This is a genomic window from Cellulomonas xiejunii (assembly GCF_024508315.1).
Classification (GTDB): domain Bacteria; phylum Actinomycetota; class Actinomycetes; order Actinomycetales; family Cellulomonadaceae; genus Cellulomonas; species Cellulomonas xiejunii.
Genome location: NZ_CP101987.1, coordinates 2917039 through 2940452, shown reverse-complemented (window position 1 = coordinate 2940452; position 23414 = coordinate 2917039). Strand labels below are relative to the sequence as shown.

The 23414-nt window shown below is 69.6% G+C and carries 33 protein-coding genes; all 33 read left to right on the top strand.

The window, feature by feature from the left end:
• The first annotated feature begins 3 nt into the window (after window positions 1-3).
• The 33 genes from rpsG (at window position 4) to map (ending at window position 23404) form a co-directional block, all read left to right on the top strand.
• Window positions 4-474 (top strand): 30S ribosomal protein S7, encoded by a 471-nt coding sequence (gene rpsG / locus NP048_RS13455; RefSeq protein ID WP_227576138.1) that lies wholly within the window; start codon window positions 4-6, stop codon window positions 472-474.
• A gap of 93 nt (window positions 475-567) precedes the next feature.
• Window positions 568-2670, top strand: a complete 2103-nt coding sequence (gene fusA, locus NP048_RS13450) for an elongation factor G (RefSeq protein ID WP_227576137.1) — start codon at window positions 568-570, stop codon at window positions 2668-2670.
• Window positions 2671-2791: 121 nt separating this feature from the next.
• Window positions 2792-3985, top strand: coding sequence for an elongation factor Tu (gene tuf / locus NP048_RS13445; RefSeq protein WP_227576136.1), 1194 nt, complete (start codon window positions 2792-2794; stop codon window positions 3983-3985).
• A gap of 393 nt (window positions 3986-4378) precedes the next feature.
• Window positions 4379-4687, top strand: coding sequence for a 30S ribosomal protein S10 (gene rpsJ, locus NP048_RS13440; RefSeq protein ID WP_013117879.1), 309 nt, complete (start codon window positions 4379-4381; stop codon window positions 4685-4687).
• Between the two features lie 25 nt (window positions 4688-4712).
• Window positions 4713-5372, top strand: a complete 660-nt coding sequence (gene rplC, locus NP048_RS13435) for a 50S ribosomal protein L3 (protein ID WP_191782349.1) — start codon at window positions 4713-4715, stop codon at window positions 5370-5372.
• Window positions 5373-5377: 5 nt separating this feature from the next.
• Complete coding sequence (gene rplD, locus NP048_RS13430; protein ID WP_208195833.1) at window positions 5378-6064, top strand: 50S ribosomal protein L4; 687 nt, start codon at window positions 5378-5380, stop codon at window positions 6062-6064.
• On the top strand, window positions 6061-6363 hold the full coding sequence (gene rplW, locus NP048_RS13425; RefSeq protein WP_227576135.1) for a 50S ribosomal protein L23: 303 nt from the start codon (window positions 6061-6063) through the stop codon (window positions 6361-6363). The genes rplD and rplW overlap by 4 nt, the downstream gene beginning before the upstream one ends.
• A gap of 25 nt (window positions 6364-6388) precedes the next feature.
• Complete coding sequence (gene rplB / locus NP048_RS13420) at window positions 6389-7225, top strand: 50S ribosomal protein L2 (protein WP_227576134.1); 837 nt, start codon at window positions 6389-6391, stop codon at window positions 7223-7225.
• Between the two features lie 15 nt (window positions 7226-7240).
• A complete protein-coding gene (gene rpsS, locus NP048_RS13415; RefSeq protein WP_013117874.1) occupies window positions 7241-7522 on the top strand; it encodes a 30S ribosomal protein S19 in 282 nt (93 codons plus the stop codon).
• Between the two features lie 55 nt (window positions 7523-7577).
• A complete protein-coding gene (gene rplV, locus NP048_RS13410) occupies window positions 7578-7946 on the top strand; it encodes a 50S ribosomal protein L22 (RefSeq protein WP_227576133.1) in 369 nt (122 codons plus the stop codon).
• Window positions 7946-8779, top strand: coding sequence for a 30S ribosomal protein S3 (rpsC, locus tag NP048_RS13405; RefSeq protein ID WP_227576132.1), 834 nt, complete (start codon window positions 7946-7948; stop codon window positions 8777-8779). The genes rplV and rpsC overlap by 1 nt, the downstream gene beginning before the upstream one ends.
• Window positions 8780-8782: 3 nt before the next feature.
• The gene (rplP, locus tag NP048_RS13400; protein ID WP_013117871.1) at window positions 8783-9199 is read left to right on the top strand and encodes a 50S ribosomal protein L16; all 417 of its coding nucleotides are present in this window, start codon (window positions 8783-8785) and stop codon (window positions 9197-9199) included.
• A complete protein-coding gene (rpmC, locus tag NP048_RS13395) occupies window positions 9199-9435 on the top strand; it encodes a 50S ribosomal protein L29 (protein WP_227576131.1) in 237 nt (78 codons plus the stop codon). The genes rplP and rpmC overlap by 1 nt, the downstream gene beginning before the upstream one ends.
• A 7-nt stretch (window positions 9436-9442) precedes the next feature.
• The gene (gene rpsQ, locus NP048_RS13390; protein WP_227576130.1) at window positions 9443-9733 is read left to right on the top strand and encodes a 30S ribosomal protein S17; all 291 of its coding nucleotides are present in this window, start codon (window positions 9443-9445) and stop codon (window positions 9731-9733) included.
• A 163-nt stretch (window positions 9734-9896) separates the two neighbouring features.
• Window positions 9897-10265 (top strand): 50S ribosomal protein L14, encoded by a 369-nt coding sequence (gene rplN / locus NP048_RS13385; protein WP_013117868.1) that lies wholly within the window; start codon window positions 9897-9899, stop codon window positions 10263-10265.
• A gap of 2 nt (window positions 10266-10267) precedes the next feature.
• The gene (rplX, locus tag NP048_RS13380; RefSeq protein ID WP_203671262.1) at window positions 10268-10609 is read left to right on the top strand and encodes a 50S ribosomal protein L24; all 342 of its coding nucleotides are present in this window, start codon (window positions 10268-10270) and stop codon (window positions 10607-10609) included.
• Window positions 10609-11181: a 50S ribosomal protein L5 gene (gene rplE / locus NP048_RS13375; RefSeq protein ID WP_227576129.1), complete on the top strand. Its 573-nt coding sequence runs from the start codon at window positions 10609-10611 to the stop codon at window positions 11179-11181. The genes rplX and rplE overlap by 1 nt, the downstream gene beginning before the upstream one ends.
• A gap of 1 nt (window position 11182) precedes the next feature.
• Complete coding sequence (locus tag NP048_RS13370; protein ID WP_046528982.1) at window positions 11183-11368, top strand: type Z 30S ribosomal protein S14; 186 nt, start codon at window positions 11183-11185, stop codon at window positions 11366-11368.
• Between the two features lie 90 nt (window positions 11369-11458).
• The gene (rpsH, locus tag NP048_RS13365) at window positions 11459-11857 is read left to right on the top strand and encodes a 30S ribosomal protein S8 (RefSeq protein ID WP_191782362.1); all 399 of its coding nucleotides are present in this window, start codon (window positions 11459-11461) and stop codon (window positions 11855-11857) included.
• Window positions 11858-11882: 25 nt separating this feature from the next.
• Complete coding sequence (gene rplF, locus NP048_RS13360) at window positions 11883-12422, top strand: 50S ribosomal protein L6 (protein ID WP_227576128.1); 540 nt, start codon at window positions 11883-11885, stop codon at window positions 12420-12422.
• A 2-nt stretch (window positions 12423-12424) separates the two neighbouring features.
• A complete protein-coding gene (gene rplR / locus NP048_RS13355) occupies window positions 12425-12796 on the top strand; it encodes a 50S ribosomal protein L18 (protein WP_227576127.1) in 372 nt (123 codons plus the stop codon).
• A gap of 34 nt (window positions 12797-12830) precedes the next feature.
• Window positions 12831-13472, top strand: coding sequence for a 30S ribosomal protein S5 (gene rpsE, locus NP048_RS13350; protein WP_227576126.1), 642 nt, complete (start codon window positions 12831-12833; stop codon window positions 13470-13472).
• Entirely contained in the window at window positions 13472-13654 is a 183-nt protein-coding gene (gene rpmD, locus NP048_RS13345; protein ID WP_191782373.1) for a 50S ribosomal protein L30, read from the top strand. Before rpsE ends, rpmD begins: the two co-directional genes overlap by 1 nt.
• A 2-nt stretch (window positions 13655-13656) precedes the next feature.
• Entirely contained in the window at window positions 13657-14358 is a 702-nt protein-coding gene (rplO, locus tag NP048_RS13340) for a 50S ribosomal protein L15 (RefSeq protein ID WP_227576125.1), read from the top strand.
• Between the two features lie 409 nt (window positions 14359-14767).
• A complete protein-coding gene (locus NP048_RS13335) occupies window positions 14768-16963 on the top strand; it encodes a CshA/CshB family fibrillar adhesin-related protein (RefSeq protein WP_227576124.1) in 2196 nt (731 codons plus the stop codon).
• 118 nt (window positions 16964-17081) lie between these two features.
• Window positions 17082-17714: an alternate-type signal peptide domain-containing protein gene (locus NP048_RS13330; RefSeq protein ID WP_227576123.1), complete on the top strand. Its 633-nt coding sequence runs from the start codon at window positions 17082-17084 to the stop codon at window positions 17712-17714.
• A 104-nt stretch (window positions 17715-17818) separates the two neighbouring features.
• The gene (locus NP048_RS13325) at window positions 17819-18454 is read left to right on the top strand and encodes a signal peptidase I (protein WP_227576122.1); all 636 of its coding nucleotides are present in this window, start codon (window positions 17819-17821) and stop codon (window positions 18452-18454) included.
• A complete protein-coding gene (locus NP048_RS13320) occupies window positions 18451-19086 on the top strand; it encodes a hypothetical protein (protein WP_227576121.1) in 636 nt (211 codons plus the stop codon). Before NP048_RS13325 ends, NP048_RS13320 begins: the two co-directional genes overlap by 4 nt.
• Window positions 19086-19829, top strand: coding sequence for a hypothetical protein (locus NP048_RS13315; RefSeq protein WP_227576120.1), 744 nt, complete (start codon window positions 19086-19088; stop codon window positions 19827-19829). The genes NP048_RS13320 and NP048_RS13315 overlap by 1 nt, the downstream gene beginning before the upstream one ends.
• Window positions 19826-20614, top strand: coding sequence for a hypothetical protein (locus NP048_RS13310; RefSeq protein WP_227576119.1), 789 nt, complete (start codon window positions 19826-19828; stop codon window positions 20612-20614). Before NP048_RS13315 ends, NP048_RS13310 begins: the two co-directional genes overlap by 4 nt.
• 75 nt (window positions 20615-20689) lie before the next feature.
• Window positions 20690-21985, top strand: coding sequence for a preprotein translocase subunit SecY (gene secY / locus NP048_RS13305; RefSeq protein ID WP_227576118.1), 1296 nt, complete (start codon window positions 20690-20692; stop codon window positions 21983-21985).
• Window positions 21982-22560: an adenylate kinase gene (locus NP048_RS13300; protein WP_227576117.1), complete on the top strand. Its 579-nt coding sequence runs from the start codon at window positions 21982-21984 to the stop codon at window positions 22558-22560. The genes secY and NP048_RS13300 overlap by 4 nt, the downstream gene beginning before the upstream one ends.
• Window positions 22561-22570: 10 nt before the next feature.
• Window positions 22571-23404 (top strand): type I methionyl aminopeptidase, encoded by an 834-nt coding sequence (gene map / locus NP048_RS13295; RefSeq protein ID WP_227576116.1) that lies wholly within the window; start codon window positions 22571-22573, stop codon window positions 23402-23404.
• Window positions 23405-23414: the final 10 nt, after the last annotated feature.

The following is a 23414-nucleotide window of genomic DNA, read 5'->3' as shown; positions in this document are numbered from 1 at the left end:
CAGATGCCTCGCAAGGGTCCCGCTCCGAAGCGGCCGCTGATCGTCGACCCCGTCTACGGCTCGCCGGTGGTCACGCAGCTCATCAACAAGGTCCTCCTCGACGGCAAGAAGACCGTCGCCGAGGCCATCGTCTACGGCGCCCTCGAGGGCGTCCGTGAGAAGACGCAGTCCGACCCGGTCGTCGTGCTCAAGCGCGCGCTGGACAACGTGCGTCCCGCCATCGAGGTCAAGTCCCGCCGCGTCGGTGGTGCGACCTACCAGGTCCCCATCGAGGTCCGCCCCGTGCGCTCCACGACGCTGGCCCTGCGTTGGCTGACGGACTTCTCGCGCGCTCGTCGCGAGAAGACCATGACCGAGCGCCTCATGAACGAGATCCTCGACGCCTCCAACGGCCTGGGCGCTGCAGTCAAGCGTCGCGAGGACATGCACAAGATGGCCGAGTCCAACCGGGCGTTCGCGCACTACCGCTGGTGATCCCGGCGCTCGCCGCGGGTCGCCTGGTGACAGGCAGACCCGCGGCGACGCGAACGGCTCCCACCTCTAAGCCAACCGACAAGGGGCTACCACGTGGCACTGGACGTGCTGACGGACCTCACGAAGGTCCGCAACATCGGCATCATGGCGCACATCGATGCCGGCAAGACGACGACCACCGAGCGGATCCTGTTCTACACGGGGGTCAACTACAAGATCGGTGAGACGCACGACGGCGCCTCGACGATGGACTGGATGGAGCAGGAGCAGGAGCGCGGCATCACGATCACGTCGGCCGCGACGACCTGCTACTGGAAGAACAACCAGATCAACATCATCGACACGCCCGGCCACGTCGACTTCACGGTCGAGGTCGAGCGCTCGCTGCGCGTCCTCGACGGTGCCGTCGCCGTGTTCGACGGCAAGGAGGGCGTGGAGCCCCAGTCGGAGACCGTCTGGCGCCAGGCCGACAAGTACGACGTCCCGCGTATCTGCTTCGTCAACAAGATGGACAAGCTCGGCGCGGACTTCTACTTCACGGTCGACACCATCGTGAACCGTCTCAAGGCCAAGCCGCTGGTCATCCAGCTGCCGATCGGCTCCGAGAACGACTTCATCGGCGTCGTGGACCTGGTCGAGATGCGTGCGCTCGTCTGGCGCGGCGAGACCGCCCTCGGCGAGAAGTACGAGATCGAGGACATCCCGGCGGACCTGCAGGAGAAGGCCGAGCAGTACCGGGCCGAGCTGCTCGAGGCCGTCGCGGAGACGAGCGACGAGGTGCTCGAGAAGTTCCTCGGTGGCGAGGAGCTGACGGTCGCCGAGATCAAGGCCGGCATCCGCCAGCTCACCATCTCGTCGCAGGCGTACCCCGTGCTGTGCGGGTCGGCGTTCAAGAACAAGGGCGTGCAGCCCATGCTCGACGCCGTCATCGACTACCTGCCGACGCCCCTGGACGTCGCCGCGGTCGCGGGTCACGACGTCAAGGACCCGGAGCTCGTCGTCGAGCGTCACCCGGACGCGACCGAGCCGTTCTCGGCTCTCGCGTTCAAGGTCGCCACGCACCCGTTCTTCGGCAAGCTGACGTACGTGCGCGTGTACTCGGGCAAGGTCGAGTCGGGCGCCGCGGTGCTCAACTCGACCAAGGGGAAGAAGGAGCGCATCGGGAAGCTCTTCCAGATGCACTCCAACAAGGAGAACCCCGTCGCCGAGGCGCAGGCCGGTCACATCTACGCGTTCATCGGGCTCAAGGACGTCACCACCGGTGACACCCTGTGCGACCCGAGCGCGCCGGTGATCCTCGAGTCGATGACGTTCCCGGAGCCCGTCATCGACGTGGCGATCGAGCCGAAGACGAAGGCCGACCAGGAGAAGCTCTCCACGGCCATCCAGAAGCTCGCCGAGGAGGACCCCACGTTCCGGGTCCGCCTGGACGAGGAGACCGGCCAGACCGTCATCGGCGGCATGGGCGAGCTCCACCTCGACATCCTCGTCGACCGCATGCGTCGCGAGTTCAAGGTCGAGGCCAACGTCGGCAAGCCGCAGGTGGCCTACCGCGAGACGATCCGTCGGGCCGTCACGAAGATCGACTACGTGCACAAGAAGCAGACCGGTGGCTCGGGCCAGTACGCCAAGGTGCAGATGACCTTCGAGCCGCTGGACCCCGCCGAGGGCGAGCTGTACGAGTTCGACAACAAGGTCACCGGTGGCCGCATCCCGCGCGAGTACATCCCGTCGGTCGACGCCGGCATCCAGAGCGCGATGCAGCTGGGCGTCCTCGCGGGCTACCCGCTGGTGGGCGTCAAGGCGATCCTGCTCGACGGTGCGGCGCACGACGTCGACTCCTCGGAGATGGCGTTCAAGATCGCCGGCTCGATGATCCTCAAGGAGGCGGTGCGCAAGGCGGACCCGGCCCTCCTCGAGCCGATCATGGCCGTCGAGGTGCGCACGCCCGAGGAGTACATGGGCGAGGTCATCGGCGACATCAACTCGCGCCGCGGCATCATCCAGTCCATGGAGGACGCGACCGGCGTCAAGGTCGTCCGCGCCCAGGTGCCGCTCTCCGAGATGTTCGGGTACGTCGGCGACCTGCGGTCGAAGACCCAGGGTCGTGCCGTGTACTCGATGCAGTTCGACAGCTACGCCGAGGTTCCTCGGGCGGTTGCCGAAGAGATCATCAAGAAGACCCGGGGCGAGTAGTCCCACAGGTCGAACCCTGCAGTTCCAGCTACACATCCGACCCGTAGGACCGCACGTCGAGCAGGTACCGTGAGGTGGCTGCCGTCGGGCAATCTCTACCAAGTCCTGAGGAGGACACCCAGTGGGCAAGGCGAAGTTCGAGCGGACGAAGCCGCACGTCAACATCGGGACCATCGGTCACGTCGACCACGGCAAGACGACGCTGACGGCCGCGATCTCGAAGGTGCTGCATGACAAGTACCCGGACCTGAACCCCTTCACGCCGTTCGACCAGATCGACAAGGCGCCTGAGGAGAAGCAGCGCGGTATCACGATCAACATCGCGCACGTCGAGTACCAGACCGAGAAGCGTCACTACGCGCACGTCGACGCCCCCGGTCACGCCGACTACATCAAGAACATGATCACGGGTGCGGCGCAGATGGACGGCGCCATCCTCGTGGTCGCGGCGACCGACGGCCCGATGGCCCAGACCCGCGAGCACGTCCTGCTCGCCCGTCAGGTCGGCGTGCCGTACCTGCTCGTGGCGCTCAACAAGGCCGACATGGTCGACGACGAGGAGATCCTCGAGCTCGTCGAGATGGAGGTCCGCGAGCTGCTGTCGTCGCAGGACTTCGACGGCGACAACGCGCCCGTCGTGCGCGTCTCGGGCCTCAAGGCCCTCGAGGGCGACCCGCAGTGGGTCAAGTCCGTCGAGGACCTGCTCGACGCGGTCGACGAGAACGTGCCGGACCCGGTCCGCGAGATCGACAAGCCGTTCCTCATGCCGATCGAGGACGTCTTCACGATCACCGGCCGTGGCACGGTCGTCACCGGTCGTGTCGAGCGCGGCTCGCTCAAGGTGAACGAGGAGGTGGAGATCGTCGGCATCAAGGAGAAGGCGATCAAGACCACCGTCACCGGTGTCGAGATGTTCCGCAAGCTGCTCGACTACGCCGAGGCGGGCGAGAATGTCGGCCTGCTCCTGCGCGGCACGAAGCGTGAGGAGGTCGAGCGTGGGCAGGTCGTCGTCAAGCCCGGCTCGATCACGCCGCACACCGAGTTCGAGGGCCAGGTCTACATCCTGTCCAAGGACGAGGGTGGCCGTCACAACCCGTTCTACGGGAACTACCGTCCCCAGTTCTACTTCCGGACGACGGACGTCACCGGTGTCATCACGCTGCCCGAGGGCACCGAGATGGTCATGCCCGGCGACAACACGGAGATCTCCGTGACGCTGATCCAGCCCATCGCGATGGAGGAAGGCCTCGGCTTCGCCATCCGCGAGGGTGGCCGCACCGTCGGCTCGGGCCGCGTCACCAAGATCACCAAGTGATCTCCGCCCCTCTGGGCTGATCCACCACGCAGGGCCTGGGAGCTTCGGTTCCCGGGCCCTGCGTCGTCTCCCCGGCCGGCGTGGCGAGGGCCGCACGGAGCCGTCGACAGCCGTGCGGGGAGCGACCTCCGACCCCGACTTGGTCTTTTCCGGGTTCGTCTGGCAGACTGTCGGGGTTGCCCGCCGGGGTGTGCGTTCACGCGCGCCTATCGGCTGGGCGAACAGACGTGGCGAACGCTCGGACCCCGGGGTCACCCGGTGGGGGGCGTTCGACGACAACCACGGCCCCTTTCCGGGAACGGAACACGCACAAAGGTGCGTCGCGCAGAGCGACACGCCCGAGTGCGGGGGTCGGACGGACCGGTATTTCGAGAGAGAGAAGTAGACGACGCCATGGCGGGACAGAAGATCCGCATCCGGCTCAAGTCCTACGACCACGAGGTCATCGACAGCTCGGCGCGCAAGATCGTCGACACGGTGACTCGCGCTGGTGCGTCGGTCGTGGGTCCGGTGCCGCTGCCGACGGAGAAGAACGTCTTCTGCGTCATCCGGTCGCCCCACAAGTACAAGGACAGCCGCGAGCACTTCGAGATGCGCACGCACAAGCGGCTCATCGACATCATCGATCCCACGCCGAAGGCCGTCGACTCGCTCATGCGTCTCGACCTGCCTGCGGACGTGAACATCGAGATCAAGCTCTGAAACCGCTGGGAAGGGACTGATCTTCATGGTTACCCAGCAGAACGCGCGCCCCGTCACGGCGCTGCTCGGCACCAAGCTCGGCATGACGCAGGTGTGGGACGAGGCAGGCCGCCTCGTTCCCGTCACCGTCGTCGCCGTGGGTACGAACGTCGTGACGCAGGTCCGCTCCGCTGAGAGCGACGGCTACAGCTCGGTCCAGCTGGCCTACGGCCAGATCGACCCGCGCAAGGTCACCAAGCCGCTCAAGGGCCACTTCGAGAAGGCGGGGGTCACCCCCCGTCGGCATGTGGCCGAGATCCGTACGTCCAACGCTGCCGAGTACACGCTCGGGCAGGAGATCACGGCCGGTGCCTTCGAGGCCGGCCAGGTCGTGGACGTCACCGGTACCACCAAGGGCAAGGGCACGGCCGGTGTGATGAAGCGTCACGGCTTCCACGGCGTCGGCGCCTCCCACGGTGCGCACCGCAACCACCGCAAGCCCGGCTCGATCGGTGGCGCATCGACGCCGTCGCGCGTGTTCAAGGGCATCAAGATGGCCGGTCGGATGGGCGTCGCCCGTCAGACCACCCAGAACCTGACCGTGCACGCGATCGACGTCGAGAGGGGTCTGCTGCTCGTCAAGGGCGCGGTTCCCGGCCCCAAGGGCGGCGTCGTGGTCGTGCGTTCCGCTGCGAAGGGTGCGTGACCTCGATGAGCGACACGCTGACCGTCGACGTCCTCGACGAGAAGGGCAAGAAGGCCGGAACGGCCGACCTGCCCGGTGACGTCTTCGACGCCACGACGAACGTCCCGCTGATCCACCAGGTCGTCGTCGCCCAGCTCGCCGCGGCGCGCCAGGGCACCCACGACACCAAGAGCCGCGGCGAGGTCCGCGGTGGTGGCAGGAAGCCGTACAAGCAGAAGGGCACCGGCCGCGCCCGTCAGGGTTCGACCCGTGCACCTCAGTTCGCCGGTGGTGGTGTCGTCCACGGCCCCACCCCGCGTGACTACTCGCAGCGGACCCCGAAGAAGATGAAGGCCGCGGCGCTCCGCGGTGCTCTCTCGGACCGCGCGCGTGCCGGTCGCGTCCACGTCGTCACGGGCTTCGCCCCGGGTGAGGTCCCGTCGACGAAGTCCGCGATCGCGGTCCTCGACAACCTCTCCGGCCGCAAGCACGTCCTCGTGGTCGTCGAGCGTCAGGACGAGATCACCTGGAAGTCGCTGCGGAACGTCGAGCGGGTCCACCTGCTCGTCGCCGACCAGCTCAACACCTACGACGTCCTCATCTCGGACGACGTGGTCTTCACGCAGGGCGCGCTCGACGCGTTCCTCGCCGGCCCCGTCAAGGGCGCGAAGGCTGTCGCTTCCGAGTCCGAGGCCAACGAGGAGACGAAGTGACCGCCGTCGGCAAGGACCCGCGCGACATCCTGATCGCGCCGGTCGTCTCGGAGAAGAGCTACGGCCTGCTCGACGAGGGGAAGTACACCTTCCTCGTCGACCCGCGGGCCAACAAGACCGAGATCAAGATCGCCGTCGAGCACGTCTTCGGCGTCAAGGTCGAGTCGGTCAACACCGCGAACCGTCAGGGCAAGGCCCGCCGGACCCGCTTCGGCATCGGCCGCCGCAAGAACACGAAGCGTGCGATCGTCACCCTCCGCGAGGGCTCGATCGACATCTTCGGCGGACCGGTCGGCTGACCGAGAGCGAAGAGGACTTACTTTCATGGGAATCCGCAAGTACAAGCCGACGACGCCTGGCCGCCGTGGCTCGAGCGTCGCCGACTTCGTCGAGATCACGCGCTCGCAGCCGGAGAAGTCGCTCGTCCGTCCGCTGCACAAGACCGGCGGTCGTAACTCGACCGGTCGCATCACGACGCGTCACCAGGGCGGCGGGCACAAGCGCGCCTACCGCGTGATCGACTTCCGTCGTCACGACAAGGACGGCGTGCCGGCCAAGGTCGCGCACATCGAGTACGACCCGAACCGCACCGCGCGCATCGCGCTGCTGCACTACGCGGACGGCGAGAAGCGGTACATCCTCGCCCCCAACAAGGTGTCGCAGGGCGACATGCTCGAGGCAGGCGCCGGGGCGGACATCAAGCCCGGCAACAACCTGCCGCTGCGCAACATCCCGACCGGTACGGTCATCCACGCCATCGAGCTCAAGCCCGGTGGCGGCGCGAAGATCGCACGTTCGGCCGGGGCGTCGGTGCAGCTCGTCGCCAAGGACGGGCCGTACGCGCAGCTGCGCATGCCCTCCGGTGAGATCCGCAACGTCGACCTGCGCTGCCGCGCCACGGTCGGCGAGGTGGGCAACGCCGAGCAGTCGAACATCAACTGGGGCAAGGCCGGCCGCATGCGGTGGAAGGGCAAGCGCCCCACCGTCCGTGGTGTGGCCATGAACCCGATCGACCACCCGCACGGTGGTGGCGAGGGCAAGACGTCCGGTGGACGTCACCCCGTCAGCCCGTGGGGCCAGTCGGAGGGCCGTACCCGTCGTCCGAACAAGCCGAGCGACAAGCTCATCGTGCGCCGTCGGCGCACCGGCAAGAAGCGCTGATAGGAGCCCGAGAGAATGCCTCGCAGCCTCAAGAAGGGCCCGTTCGTCGACGGCCACCTGCAGAAGAAGGTCGACGCTCAGAACGAGGCCGGCACGAAGAACGTCATCAAGACGTGGTCTCGTCGTTCGATGATCACGCCGGACTTCCTCGGCCACACGTTCGCGGTGCACGACGGCCGCAAGCACACCCCGGTTTTCGTGACGGAGTCGATGGTCGGGCACAAGCTCGGCGAGTTCGCCCCCACGCGGACGTTCCGCGGCCACGAGAAGGACGACCGGAAGGGCCGTCGCCGCTGACCCCCGGGTCAGCCTGGTGACGCCCTGACGGCAGAGACAAGAGAGCAGGACAGCGATGGAAGCCAAGGCGAAGGCGCGGTTCGTCCGCGTCACGCCCCAGAAGGCCCGCCGCGTCGTGGACCTCATCCGTGGCAAGCAGGCGGCGGAGGCCGTGGCGGTGCTGAAGTTCGCGCCGCAGGCCGCGGCAGAGCCCGTCTTGAAGACGGTGCAGTCCGCGGTCGCGAATGCGGTCGAGGGGGCCAAGCGCAACAGCGAGCGACTCGACGAGGCAGACCTCTACATCTCGGAGGTCTTCGTCGACGAGGGTCCGACGCTCAAGCGGTTCCGTCCGCGGGCGCAGGGTCGGGCCAGCCAGATCCTCAAGCGCACGAGCCACATCACCGTGGTCGTCGCTGAGCGTGAGACGAAGGGACGGGCCCGATAGTGGGACAGAAAGTCAACCCGCTCGGGTACCGCCTGGGCATCACGACCGATCACCGTTCGCGGTGGTTCGCCGACTCGACGAAGCCGGGTCAGCGCTACCGCGACTACGTCCGCGAGGACGTGCAGATCCGCAAGCTCATGAGCACGGGTCTCGAGCGCGCCGGTATCGCCAAGGTCGAGATCGAGCGCACGCGTGACCGTGTGCGCGTCGACATCCACACCGCCCGCCCGGGCATCGTCATCGGGCGTCGTGGCGCGGAGGCCGACCGCATCCGCGGCGAGCTCGAGAAGCTCACGGGCAAGCAGGTCCAGCTGAACATCCTCGAGGTCAAGAACGCCGAGATCGAGGCTCAGCTGGTCGCCCAGGGCATCGCCGAGCAGCTGGCGAGCCGCGTCTCGTTCCGTCGTGCCATGCGCAAGGGCATCCAGTCGGCCCAGCGTGCGGGTGCCAAGGGCATCCGCGTGCAGGTCTCCGGCCGCCTCGGCGGCGCGGAGATGAGCCGCACGGAGTTCTACCGCGAGGGTCGTGTGCCGCTGCACACGCTGCGCGCGAACATCGACTACGGCTTCTTCGAGGCCCGCACGACCTTCGGCCGCATCGGCGTGAAGGTCTGGGTCTACAAGGGCGACATGACCGAGAAGGAGTGGGCGCGCGAGCAGGCCTCGCAGGCTCCCCGTCCTTCCCGCGGCGGCCCGCGTGGAGACCGTGGCGACCGTGGCGACCGTGGTCCCCGCACCGGTGCACGTCGGCCGGAGCGTCAGGACGCACCCGCCCCGGCTGCCGAGGCGGCGCCCGCGGCGGACGCTCCCACCGAGTCCGGAACGGAGGCCTGAGCCGTGCTGATCCCGCGCAGGCTGAAGCACCGTAAGCAGCACCACCCGGGGCGCTCCGGCGCCGCGACGGGTGGCACCGTGATCTCGTTCGGTGAGTACGGCATCCAGGCTCTCGAGCCGGCGTACGTCACCAACCGGCAGATCGAGGCTGCACGTATCGCCATGACCCGCCACATCAAGCGTGGTGGGAAGGTCTGGATCAACATCTACCCGGACCGTCCCCTCACGAAGAAGCCCGCCGAGACCCGCATGGGTTCCGGCAAGGGCTCGCCCGAGTGGTGGATCGCCAACGTCAAGCCGGGCCGAGTTCTGTTCGAGCTCGCCGGTGTCCCGGAGCCGCTCGCGCGTGAGGCCATGCGTCGCGCGCAGCACAAGCTCCCGATGAAGACACGTTTCATCGTGCGCGAGGGTGGTAACTGATGGCTATCGGAACCAAGGATCTGGCTCCCACGGAGCTGGACACCTTCGACGACGAGAAGCTGGTCGCCGAGCTGAAGAAGGCCAAGGAGGAGCTGTTCAACCTCCGCTTCCAGTCCGCGACCGGTCAGCTCGAGAGCCACGGGCGCCTCAAGGCCGTCCGCCGCGACATCGCGCGCATCTACACGATCCTGCGCGAGCGTGAGCTCGGCATCCGTACCGCCCCGAGCGCGGAGTGAGGCAATCATGACCACGAAGCACGAGCAGACGACGGCGACGTCGGACCCCCGCGCGTACCGTAAGACCCGCCGCGGCTACGTCGTGTCCGACAAGATGGACAAGACGGTCGTCGTCGAGGTCGAGGACCGCGTCAAGCACCCGCTGTACGGCAAGGTCATCCGCCGTACCAGCAAGGTGAAGGTGCACGACGAGCTGAACGCCGCCGGCGTCGGCGACCTGGTCGAGATCATGGAGACCCGGCCGCTGTCGGCAGCCAAGCGCTGGCGCCTCGTCGAGATCCACCAGAAGGCCAAGTAACCCTGCCGACGGCCGCGAGGCCCCGGCAGCACAGCACCACGACAGTTGCCCACGACGCGGGCGGGTCTCCCGCCCGCGGCGTGTGCACCACGGCAACCATCCGGATGGCCAGGCTCGTCGCCGCCGTGCGAGCGAGAACCCGCCAGACGACAGGAGTAGGTAGATGATCCAGCAGGAGTCGCGACTGCGTGTCGCCGACAACACGGGTGCCAAGGAGATCCTTTGCATCCGTGTGCTCGGCGGCTCCGGCCGCCGGTACGCGGGCATCGGTGACGTCATCGTCGCCACCGTGAAGGACGCCATCCCCGGCGGCAACGTGAAGAAGGGCGACGTCGTCAAGGCGGTCATCGTCCGTACCCGCAAGGAGCGTCGGCGTCCCGACGGCTCGTACATCAAGTTCGACGAGAACGCGGCCGTGATCCTCAAGAACGACGGAGAGCCTCGTGGCACGCGCATCTTCGGCCCGGTGGGCCGGGAGCTGCGTGACAAGAAGTTCATGAAGATCATCTCGCTCGCTCCGGAGGTGATCTGACCATGGCGAAGATCAAGAAGGGCGACCTCGTCCTCGTGATCTCGGGTCGTGACAAGGGCCAGCAGGGCCGTGTGCTCGAGGTCCTCCCCGAGACGCAGCGCGTCGTCGTCGAGGGCGTCCAGCGTGTGCAGAAGCACACGAAGGCCGGCCAGACCTCGCGCGGCACCCGCACCGGCGGCATCGAGACGATCGAGGCCCCCATCCACATCAGCAACGTGATGCTCGTGGACCCGGAGACCAAGAAGGGCACCCGGGTCGGCTACCGCACCGAGCAGGTCGAGCGCGACGGGCGCACGCGCACTGTGCGCGTCCGCGTCGCCAAGCGCTCCGGTAAGGACATCTGATGACCGAGACCACCATCGAGGCCCCGGCTCTGCCGCGGCTCAAGTCGCGCTACAACGACGAGATCCGTTCGGCGCTCTTCGAGCAGTTCAGCCACGAGAACATCAACCAGGTGGCGCGACTGGTCAAGGTCGTCGTCAACATGGGTGTCGGCGATGCTGCGAAGGACTCCAAGCTCATCGAGGGCGCGATCCGCGACCTGACGCAGATCACGGGTCAGAAGCCGCAGGTCACCAAGGCCCGCAAGTCCATCGCGCAGTTCAAGCTGCGCGAGGGCATGCCGATCGGTGCGCACGTCACGCTGCGCGGCGACCGTGCCTGGGAGTTCCTCGACCGCCTGCTGTCGACGGCGCTGCCGCGCATCCGTGACTTCCGCGGCCTGTCGCCCAAGCAGTTCGACGGCCACGGCAACTACACGTTCGGCCTCGTGGAGCAGTCCGTGTTCCACGAGATCGACCAGGACAAGATCGACCGTGTCCGCGGCATGGACATCACGATCGTGACCACCGCGACGACGGACGACGAGGGCCGCGCGCTCCTCAAGCTCCTCGGCTTCCCGTTCAAGGAGAACTGACATGGCGAAGACCGCCCTCATCAACAAGGCGGCTGCGAAGCCCAAGTTCGCGGTCCGTGGTTACACGCGCTGCCAGAAGTGCGGGCGACCGCACTCGGTGTACCGCAAGTTCGGCCTGTGCCGGATCTGCGTGCGGGAGATGGCCCACCGTGGCGAGCTCCCCGGCGTGACCAAGAGCAGCTGGTAACACCAGCACCTGCAACACCCTCCTGACGTCGGTAGGTCCGCGGCCCTGTACAGGGCCGCGGATACCCCGGCGAGAAAGGGCTGACGCCCGATGACCATGACCGACCCGATCGCAGACTTCCTGACGCGTCTGCGCAACGCGAACTCGGCGCACCACGACACGGTGACGATCCCGTTCTCGAAGCTGAAGAGCCACGTCGCCGAGATCCTGCAGGCCGAGGGCTACATCTCCGGCTGGACCGTCGAGGACGCGCCCGTGGGCAAGAACCTCACGATCACCCTGAAGTACGGCCCCAACCGCGAGCGTGCGCTCGCCGGCGTCAAGCGCGTGTCCAAGCCGGGCCTGCGCGTGTACGCCAAGTCGACCAACCTGCCGAAGGTGCTCGGCGGCCTGGGAGTGGCGATCCTGTCCACGTCCTCCGGGCTGCTGACCGACAAGCAGGCCGCCAAGAAGGGCGTGGGTGGGGAAGTCCTCGCCTACGTCTGGTAAGTCCGAGACGGAGAGGAGAACAGCCATGTCTCGAATCGGCAGGATCCCCGTCCCGGTGCCGGCAGGCGTCGATGTCGCCATCGACGACCAGGTCGTGACGGTCAAGGGTCCCAAGGGCACGCTCAGCCACACGGTTGCCGCGCCCCTCACGGTGGACCGCGACGACGCGGGCGCCCTCGTGGTGACGCGTCCCGACGACGAGCGCAACTCGCGCTCGCTGCACGGCCTGACCCGCACGCTGCTGGCCAACCTGGTCACCGGTGTGACGGAGGGCTACACCAAGAAGCTCGAGATCGTCGGCACCGGTTACCGCGTGCTGGCGAAGGGTGACAACCTCGAGTTCGCACTCGGCTTCAGCCACCCTGTGGTCGTCGAGCCCCCCGCCGGGATCACGTTCGCGGTCGAGTCCGCGACGAAGTTCTCGGTCCAGGGCATCGACAAGCAGCAGGTGGGCGAGGTCGCCGCGAACATCCGCAAGATCCGCAAGCCGGAGCCCTACAAGGGCAAGGGCGTGCGGTACGCGGGCGAGAACGTGCGCCGCAAGGTCGGAAAGGCTGGGAAGTAGCCATGGCTATCGGCATCAGAGGCAAGGGCACGACCGTCGCTCGTCGGCGTCGTCACCTGCGCCTGCGCAAGAAGGTGGTCGGCACGGCTGCTCGTCCCCGCCTCGTCGTGACGCGCTCCGCGCGTCACATGACCGCACAGGTCGTGGACGACGCGCTCGGCAAGACGGTCGCGTACGCGTCGACCCTCGAGGCCGACCTGCGCGCCGACGACGGCGACAAGACCGCCAAGGCCCGGAAGGTCGGCGAGCTCGTGGCCGCCCGTGCCAAGGCTGCCGGCGTCGAGGCGGTCGTGTTCGACCGCGGCGGCAACAAGTACCACGGCCGTGTGGCCGCGGTCGCCGACGGCGCACGCGAGGGCGGTCTGAACCTGTGACGACGAACTCCGCATCGAAGAAGAGGACTCTCTGATGGCTGCTCCTCAGCGCAGCAACACCGGTGCCGGTGGCACCGGCGGCGACCGCCGGGACGGCGGCCGTCGTGACGGCGGGCGGCGCGGTGACGCCGCCGAGAAGAGCGCGTTCGTCGAGCGCGTCGTGACGATCAACCGTGTCGCCAAGGTCGTCAAGGGTGGCCGCCGGTTCAGCTTCACCGCGCTCGTCGTGGTGGGCGACGGCGACGGCACGGTCGGCGTCGGCTACGGCAAGGCCAAGGAGGTGCCCGCGGCGATCGCCAAGGGTGTCGAGGAGGCGAAGAAGAGCTTCTTCCGCGTCCCCCGCATCCAGGGCACGATCCCGCACCCCGTCACGGGTGAGAAGGCCGCCGGTGTCGTCTTCCTGCGTCCCGCCTCGCCGGGTACCGGTGTGATCGCCGGTGGTCCGGTGCGTGCGGTGCTCGAGTGCGCCGGCATCCACGACGTGCTCAGCAAGTCGCTCGGGTCGACCAACGCGATCAACATCGTGCACGCCACGGTCGAGGCCCTGCGCTCCCTCGAGGAGCCCGAGGCCGTGGCCGCCCGTCGTGGGCTGCCGCTCGACCACGTCGCGCCGCACGCGCTGCTGCGCGCGCAGGCCGAGGGTCGTGCCGCGGCGTCCGCGAAGGCAGGTGCATGATGGCCCGCCTCAAGGTGACCCAGACCCGGTCCGCCATCGGCGGAAAGCAGAACCAGCGCGACACGCTGCGCACCCTGGGCCTGAAGCGGATCGGCGACGTCGTCGTCAAGGAGGACCGCCCTGAGATCCGCGGCATGGTCAACACGGTGACGCACCTGGTTGCGGTCGAGGAGGTCGAGTGACCATGGCCGACGACAAGAAGGCTGACAAGAAGGCTGCCGACACGACGGAGACCGAGGCGCCGAAGGCTGCCAAGAAGGCTCCGGCGAAGAAGGCTGCCGCCAAGACGGAGTCCGCTCCGGCTGCGGAGAAGAAGGCGTCGACCAAGGCGGCTTCGTCCACCAAGGCCGAGTCCTCTGCCAAGGCTGAGAAGGCTCCGGCGAAGAAGGCCCCGACGGCTGCCGCGAAGGCTGCCGCCGAGGCCGCTGCCCAGCCCGGCGCGGGTGGCACCCTCAAGGTGCACCACCTGCGTCCGGCCCCGGGCGCCAAGACCGCCAAGACCCGTGTGGGTCGTGGTGAGGCGTCCAAGGGCAAGACGGCCGGCCGCGGTACCAAGGGCACCAAGGCCCGGTACCAGGTGCCGGACCGCTTCGAGGGTGGGCAGATGCCGCTGCACATGCGGCTTCCGAAGCTCCGCGGCTTCAAGAACCCGTTCCGCGTCGAGTACCAGGTCGTCAACCTGGACAAGCTCTCGGCGCTGTACCCCGACGGTGGCGACGTGACGGTTGCCGACCTGGTCGCCAAGGGCGCGGTCCGCAAGGGCCAGCGCGTCAAGGTGCTGGGTGACGGCGAGCTGACCGTCAAGGTCTCCGTCGACGTGGACGCGTACTCCGCGACCGCGAAGGACAAGATCGAGGCTGCCGGCGGGAGCGTCGCGCAGGGCTGACACCCTGCAGACGTCCGCACGGCCGGACCACCCGAAGCGGGCGGTCCCGGGAGAGATCCCGGGACCGCCCGCTTCGTCGTTGTGGGGGTGCTCCCGGGCCGCGTGGCTGCGCCGCGTGGTGACCTGTAGCCAGTGACGACGACGTCGACGAGGTAGCGGCAGGCAGGGCTCGCGCGTGGCAAGCGCTTCGACTTTCGGGCGCTCGGGTGAAAGTTGTCGGGCGGGTGGGGGATAGCACCTGTCGTTGTGGGGCCGTAGGCCCCGATGTGACCGGTGTCGCCCAGTCTGTGCAAGTGGACGCCCGTCCAGGACGGGTGACCTACTAGCCCTGCACGCGGTCCTCGGAGTGAGCGTGCGCTCGCCAGGAGCGCGCACCGACGATCGCCAGGGGAACCCCCAGGAGCCGGTCATGCATGCAGTCGCGCGCACGCAGCGTGGAGGTGGCGCACGTCGCGCCGCCCTCGGCGCAGCGCTCGCGCTCGTGCTCGGTCTCGGGCTCGCGCCGGTCGTCGACGCCATGACCGCGACGCCCGCTGCGGCGGCGGTCGGTGACCTCGCCACGAGCACGAACAGCGGGTCGGCCCTCATGGCCACCGAGGGCGCGGGGCGCTACAAGGACCGCATCGTCTGGATCAACTGGGGAACCCCCGGTCAGGTGCTCCCAGGTGGCGCCAGTGCCGGCACCCAGGCGACCACGACGGTCACCACCCGGCAGGACCTCAGCGCCGACGCCCGCCTGGAGGTCGCGTGCACGATGACGCGCGGGCACCAGCAGGACGTCGACGTCTACCGCCCCGGGACGTGGACGGCGGACGGGCTGCCGCAGCTGTACCGGACCGCACAGGGCGCCGCCAACAACCTCATCGCCGGCTTCAGGGCGCCCTTGGGCACCGACCGCGACGTCACCGTGTCGTGCGTCGCCGAGCTGGCCACCTACGCGGCCGCCGGCTTCACCGGAACGCGCACGGCCCAGACGGTCCCGCTCGCCGGCCTGGTGGTGGCGGACGCCGAGTCGACCAAGGCCGAGGAGTCCATCAGGGCGACCGGCACGACCGCGACCACGTGGCGCGTCATCGACCGCTATGCCGGGACGTGCGGCACGCAGTACCGCGCGGCGGTGTCGGGCAACGCGCTGACGTTCTCGGCGAACGGGGAGTGCCCGGCCGGGCAGTACTCGGCGACTGCCGTGGCGCTGGCACAGGGTGCCACGACGCTGAACCTCCACCTCGACGGGAGTGCGGGGCAGACCGCAGCGGCCGTCGGGTACGTCCTGGGCGCCGACTACGGCGACGCCGCCGAGACCTACGGGCACGGCCCCGCCGTCGTGCAGCCGACGTGGACCGCCGGTACGACGGTCGGCGCGACGGTCACCAACGTGCTGGCCGCGAACTTCACGCTCGCCACCATGGCGGCCCCGGCCACGCGCCTGGGCGCCCAGGCCTTCCCCAACCGCACGGTGCCGCACAGCGCCGACGCGACCGGTGACACCGGCTGGGCGGTGCCCAACGGCACCACCGGTGCGACGACGGTCAGGCCCGACGAGGACGCCTTCGCGGCGGCGCCGAGGCTCACGGCGCGGGTGGGGGTCGCGTCGACGTACACCCTGTCCGTGGCATGCACCGGCGGACGTGTCCGGGGCTGGCTCGACTGGAACGCCAACGGCGTCTTCAACACGGGCGAGCAGACGAACACCGCGGCCTGCACGGGTGGCGCGACCACCCTGACGTGGTCGGGCGTGACCGTCACGGCGTCGCAGCTCGGCCTGCGGACGCTGCGCGTGGCGGCGGCCACCACCGATGCTCAGCTCCTGACCGCCACGACGCCCATCGTCGCCGGCGAGGTCGAGGACTGGCAGGTCACCCTGACCGCCACGGTGCGGGTCACGAAGACGGCGAACGCCGTGACGATGCCCGCGGGCGGCACGGTCAGGTACACCGTGACCGTCTCGAACGCGGGCGCGGGGGCGGTCACGGCGTACCTCGTCGACGACTACGCGGGCGCGCTCGACGACGCGACGCTCGGGACGGTGACGCGGCCCGCGGGCTCGACGTTCACCGACAACGGCACCGGCCGGTTCGCGTGGAGCGGCACGGTGGCGGCCAACGGCTCGGTGACGCTGACGTACGACATGACGATGAGATCGAGCGCAGGTGGCCCGGGCGACCAGGTCCTGACGAACGTCGTGGCGGTGTCGACCGCGGCGATCAACGGCGGCGTCACCTGCGTCGCGGGCTCCGACGAGCAGCTCACCGGGCAGTGCGCGCGGGTGGACCTCTACCGGCCCGGCATGACGATCGACAAGCAGGCCTACCGCGCGACCGATCTGTCGACGGAGCTCGCGAGCGGCGTCGAGCTGGCTCCCGGGACCGCGGTCGTGTGGCACTACGTCGTGCGCAACACCGGCTCCGTCCCGCTGGCCGGCGTCGTGGTCTCGGACACCTGGTCGCAGATCCGCACGACGGTCGCCGGTTCCACGTCGACCGGCGGCACGACCACCCTCACCTGTCCCGGCCGTACGCCTGGCACGTCCGTGGATCTCGGCACCCTCGCGGTCGGTGCCACCGTCACCTGCACGGCCACGGGGACGGTGGTGCCGTATCCCTGACGCAAGGGACCACGCTCCGCAGCCCCACCCGTCCCACCCGTCCCACCAGAAACCCGCAGACGCCCGCCCGGACGCGCTGCTCCGCCCTCCGGGCGACCACCCTCAGAAAGGCACGACCATGAAGAACAAGACCAAGGGCATCATCGCCGGCGTCGCCGGTATCGCACTGCTCAGCGGTGGTTCGACCTTTGCGCTGTGGAGCGCGCAGGACACGGTTGAAGGCGGCACGATCGTCAACGGTGACCTGAACGTCGTGGCCGACGAGTCGCTCTCGTGGATCGACGCCTCGGCGCCCCGCGGTGACGCGAACCACGCGATCGACCTCGACACCTGGCGCATGGTGCCTGGTGACGTCGCCAAGGGCACGCAGACGGTCGACGTGACGCTCGTGGGCGACAACCTGGCAGCCCGGCTCGACCTCACGTCGGTCGCGCCCGGGGCCCTCAACGGCCTGGTCCTCGGCTACGAGGTGTTCGCCGAGGGCGACACCACGACGCCCGTGGCGGCCGGCACGTACGGCGCACCGGCCACGCTCCGCTTCGCCGCCAACGACAAGAGCCTGGAGGCGACCACGCCGACGACGATCCTCGTGGAGGAGGACGGCACGACGACCCTCACGGTGGTCGTGACCGCGACCTTCACGGACACGGGTTCCGGCCAGGCCCGCAACAACGTCACCGCGTCGACCGTGCTCGGCAACGTGGGCGTCTCGCTGACGCAGGTCCGCACGGGCGCCGGCTTCTCGTCCTGATCCCCGGGCGGGGCGGGCCCACGGCCCGCCCCGCCCGTCCGTCCGTACCCCGCCCGTCCGTGCCCCGCCCGATCCCGCACCGTCGACCACCCGAGGAGGACCCCGTGAGCACCACGACCGTCGCCCAGCGCGACAGCTGGCTGTCCGGCCTGGTCTCGGCCCTGGCGACGTTCGCGCTGGTCGTGCTCCTCGCCGCGGCGGTCGCGCTCGCGGTGGTCCCCAAGGCTCTCGACGGTGCGGCACTCACGGTGCTCACCGGCTCGATGGTGCCGACGTACGATCCCGGCGACGTGGTCGTCGTCCGTGGCGTCGATGACGCCACGGCCGAGGTCCAGGTCGGCGACGTCGTGACGTTCCAGCCCGTCTCCGACGACCCGACGCTCATCACCCACCGCGTGGTCGGCAAGCTGTTCACGGCCGACGGGACGATGTTCGTGACGCGCGGCGACGCCAACAGCGCCGACGACGCCCCGCTGCTCCCCGCGCAGATCAAGGCCGTGGCCGTCTACCACGTGCCGTGGGTCGGGCACGTGTCCCTCGCTCTGGGACAGCAGCGCGGGCTGATCGTCGTCGGCGTCGCCGTGGCGCTGCTCGTCTACGGCGCCGTCATGGTCCTGCGCCCGGAGCGGCGCCGGTCGGACGGCACGCCGCAGGCTCCCGCGCCGGGCGCCGGCGCGCTGCCCCAGCAGGCACCCCCGGCCGCAGCACCGGCCGCGCTCCCGGCGGAGGCCGGCCGGTGAGGGCGCGCCGCACGCTGGCGCTGGTGGCGTCCGCCCTGGTCGTCGCGGGTGCGACGGCCGGGATCACGCACGCGCTGTGGGGCCAGGACGCCTCGCTCGCGATGCCTGTCGTCCGGTCGGGGAACCTGGCGCTCGAGTTCGTCGGCACCCCGACCTGGACGGAGACGAGCCCGGACGTCACGCCCGCCCACTCGTTCACGATGCGGTCCGACCAGATGACGGCGAACCACCTCGCGACGCCCGGCGACACGTTCACGCTGCGCCAGCAGTTCCGCACGGTGCTGACGGGAGACAACCTCGCAGCGCGCGTCAACGTGCGCTGGACGAGCCCGCCGAGCCTCCTGCCCGCCGACCGGGTCGTCGCCACCTACGTCGTGACCATGCCCGACGGCACCTCGACGGCGCCGCAGCCGGTCGGCTCGCCCCTCACGGTCCCCGCCGGCGTGGACAACATCACGTCCGCAGAGGTCGCGGCGTGGGGCACGACGCCCTGGTCGGTGACCGTCACCTTCGCGTTCACCGGCACGTCGTCGGTCGTCGTCGCTCCCACCGCGGTCGGCTCGGCGCCCGTGACCTCGCTGGGCACGGTCGTCGTGGAGCTCGCGCAGGTGCGTCAGGGAGAGGGCTTCTGATGGCGCAGGACACGACGCGCCCCGTGTGGCGCCACCCGCACGCCTGGCTGCTCCCGGTCGTCGTGCTGCTGGTGGCGGCCCTCGTGGGTGCCGGCACGGGCAGCACGCTCGCGCTGTGGCGCGCCGAGCTCAGCGGCACGGCGCGCATGCCCGTGGGCGTCACGGTCTTCGGCGTCGGTGCGCCCGCGACGCCCGGCACGCTCGCGACCTACGCGACCGCGGACGGGCAGTCGCTCACCTTCGACTTCGGTCCGGCGCAGGCGGCGGCGCTCCTCGGCAGCGGGCCGACGGGCGGGGCGGTGGCGGTCCCCGTGCAGGTCGACTCGCTCGCGCAGGGCCACCGCGGCCTGACGTACACGGTCACGCCGAGCATCTCCGGCGGCGTCTTCGGGGCCTCGCGCTGGTCGCTGTACAAGGTCGCGTCCGCCGCCGCCTGCACCACGGGGACCACTGCCACGGCGGCGACGTCCTCGACGCCGTGGTCCACGGCGTACACGTCGAGCACCGCCCTCGTCTCCGAGTACTGGTGCCTCGTGGCGCGCTTCGTGCCGGCCACCGGCAGCCACACCAACACGGCCACGGCCACGGGCACGCCCGTCATCCCCGGACTCGGTTCGCCGTCACCGCTGACCGCCACCGACTCCTGGACGGCCACGGCGCGCGCGACGCTCGACCCTGCCGCCGAGCCCACCCACCGGCTCACCTTCGCGTTCGCGACGTCCCGACCTGGCGGCACGCCGTGAGGGCCGCGCGGATCGCCGCGGTGGCGACGGCCGCGCTGCTGGCGACCGTCGCCCCGGCCGTCCCCGCCGCGGCCGTCGACGTCGCCTGGGAGGGCCCCACGGTCTCGCTCGCCTGGGACGGCTCCGCACGGGCGAGCGCGGAGCGGTCGTTCGTGGGCGTTCCTGTCACCGTTCCGGGTGACCGGGCCCGGCGTGCGGTGTCCGTCCGCAACGACGGGCCCACGGGCGGCACGCTGCGTGCCTGGGTCACGCAGGTGGAGCTGCTCGACGCGGACCCGGGCAGCAGCGACGGGTTCTACGACGACCTGCGGCTGGACTGGGTGACGGCGTCGCAGGACGACGGGTCCTCGTTCCGGGAGCTCGACGTCGCAGGCGACACCCTCATCGCGCAGACCCACCTCGCGCAGGGCGCCACCACGCGGCTGGAGGTCGCGTACGAGCTGCCGGTCGACGCCACCACCGGCAACCGGTCCGTCGTCGGGGAGCGCGCGGCCTCGTTCGTCGTCCGCTTCCAGATCTCGGGCGACACGACCGGTCCGGCCCCCTCGGCGGCGCCGTCGACCGGCACCGGCGCGGGGACCGACCCTCGCCCGGCGGCCGACGCTGCGGTCGCAGGAGCGCGTGACGACGCCGGGCAGCTCGCCCTCACCGGGCTCGACGTGCTGCGCGCGGGGCTCGTGGCGGTCGTGGGCATGGGCGTCGGGACGCTCCTGCTGGGGGTCGCGCGCCGTCGTCGCGGCGTCCACCACCTGACCGGGGACAGCAGCACGCCGTCCGCGAGGTAGTCTCTACCGGCGGTCCGTCCCGCTCATCGACGGCGACGGGGTCGGAGGACGGCCCACACAGCAGGAGGACGACAAGTGCTCAGTGCATTCGCTCGGGCGTTCAGAACGCCCGACCTGCGGCGCAAGCTGCTCTTCACCATCGGGATGATGGTGCTCTTCCGCGTCGGGTCGTTCCTGCCGACCCCGGGGGTGAGCTATCCGAACGTGCAGGTCTGCATCGAGCAGACCGCGGACAACGACCTGCTCGGGCTGGTCAACCTGTTCAGCGGTGGCGCCCTGCTGCAGCTGTCGGTGTTCGCGCTGGGGATCATGCCGTACATCACGGCGAGCATCATCATCCAGCTCCTGCGCGTGGTGATCCCCAAGTTCGAGGAGCTCCACAAGGAGGGGCAGTCCGGCACCGCGAAGCTCACGCAGTACACGCGGTACCTGACGATCGGCCTGGCGATCCTGCAGTCGACGACGATCATCACGTTCGCCCGTAGCGGCACCCTGTTCCAGAACTGCACGGTCGACGTCATCCCGGACGACAACCCGCTGACGCTGCTCATCATGGTCATCACGATGACCGCGGGCACCGGCCTGATCATGTGGTTCGGCGAGCTCATCACCGAGCGCGGTGTCGGCAACGGCATGTCGCTGCTCATCTTCACGTCGATCGCCGCGTCGTTCCCCGGCGCGCTGTGGTCGATCGCCGGCGGCAACAACGGTGCGGGCAAGTTCGTCGCGGTGCTGGCCATCGTGGTGCTGATCATCGGGCTCGTCGTGTTCGTCGAGCAGTCGCAGCGCCGGATCCCGGTGCAGTACGCGAAGCGCATGGTCGGGCGCCGCATGTACGGCGGGTCGAGCACCTACATCCCGATCAAGATCAACATGGCCGGCGTCATCCCCGTGATCTTCGCGTCCTCGCTGCTCGCGGTGCCGACGCTGATCGCGCAGTTCGGTGACGCGACCGCGGGCTGGGTGCAGTGGATCAGCGTGCACGTGGCCGACCCGTCTGCGCCGCTGCACATGGCGATCTACATCGTCCTGATCATCTTCTTCTGCTTCTTCTACACGGCGATCACGTTCAACCCGGACGAGGTCGCGGACAACATGAAGAAGTACGGCGGCTTCATCCCGGGCATCCGCGCAGGCCGCCCGACGGCCGAGTACCTCGACTACGTCATCACCCGCATCACCACGCCGGGATCGATCTACCTGGCCCTGGTCGCGCTCATCCCGATGATCGCGTTCATCGTGCTGGGCGTGGGTGCCAACATCCCGTTCGGTGGGGCGTCGATCCTCATCGTCGTGGGTGTCGGCCTCGAGACCGTCAAGCAGATCGAGTCCCAGCTGCAGCAGCGGCACTACGAAGGGTTCTTGCGTTGAGTTCACGTCTGGTCCTGCTCGGCCCCCCCGGTGCGGGCAAGGGAACGCAGGCCGCCCGCCTGGCCGAGCGACTGGGTGTCCCAGCCATCTCGACGGGCGACATCTTCCGCTCGAACATCAAGAACGGCACGGAGCTGGGCCGGCGCGTGCAGGACATCACGGCATCCGGCGCGCTGGTCCCCGACGAGCTGACGAACGAGCTCGTGCGGGACCGGCTCGCGCAGGCCGACGCGGTCGACGGGTTCCTGCTGGACGGGTACCCGCGCAACGTCGCCCAGGTCGCCGCACTCGACGAGATCCTGGCCGCGGCGGGGACCGAGATCGACCTGGCTGTGGAGCTGACGGTCGACCCGCAGGTCGTCGTCGACCGCCTGACGAAGCGCGCGCAGATCGAGGGCCGCGCGGACGACACCGAGGACGTCGTCCGGCACCGGCTCGACGTGTACGCCGAGCAGACCGCGCCGATCTCGCGCGTCTACGCGGCCCGGGGCCTGCTCGTGCAGGTCGACGGCCTGGGTGAGGTCGACGAGGTCACGGCACGGCTCGTCGCCGTGCTCAGCCCGTCCGTCTCCTGAGGGAGCAGTCGTGTTCGGTCGTGAGCGGGTCGAGTACAAGACTCCTGAGCAGGTCGCTGTCATGCGGCGTGCGGGACTCGTCGTCGCGGACGCGCTCGACGCGGTGCGGGACGCGCTCGCGCCCGGCATGACGACCGCCGAGCTCGACGCGGTGGCCGAGGACGTCATCACGTCACGCGGCGGCACGCCCTCGTTCCTCGGGTACCACGGCTATCCCGCGTCGCTGTGCGTCTCGGTCAACGACGAGATCGTGCACGGGATCCCCGGCCCCCGCGTGCTCCAGCCCGGCGACGTCGTCTCGGTGGACTGCGGTGCCGTCGTCGACGGCTGGCACGGTGACTCCGCGTTCACGGTCGTCCTCGACCCCGCGGACCCTGCGGACGTGGAGCTCGCGGCGACGACCGAGGACGCCATGTGGGCCGGTATCGCGGCACTCGCCACCGGTGACCGGCTCGCCGTGGTGGGGGAGGCCGTCGAGGACGTCGTCGAGGCCGCGGCCGCGCGGACGTCGGCCGCACCGTTCGGCATCGTCGAGGACTACGTCGGCCACGGGATCGGCACCGCGATGCACCAGCCGCCCGACGTCCCGAACTTCCGTACCCGGGACCGCGGGCTGAAGCTGCGTCCCGGCCTGTGCGTGGCCGTCGAGCCGATGCTGGTGCGCGGGTCGCAGGAGAACCACACGCTGGCCGACGACTGGACCGTCGTCACCGACGACGGGTCGAGGGCGGCGCACTGGGAGCACACCGTCGCGATCCTCGAGGACGGCGTCCTCGTGCTCACGGCCCGCGACGGCGGCGCGGCGCGCCTGCGCGCCCTCGGTGTCGAGGTCGCCTCGCTCTGACCCGAGCCGC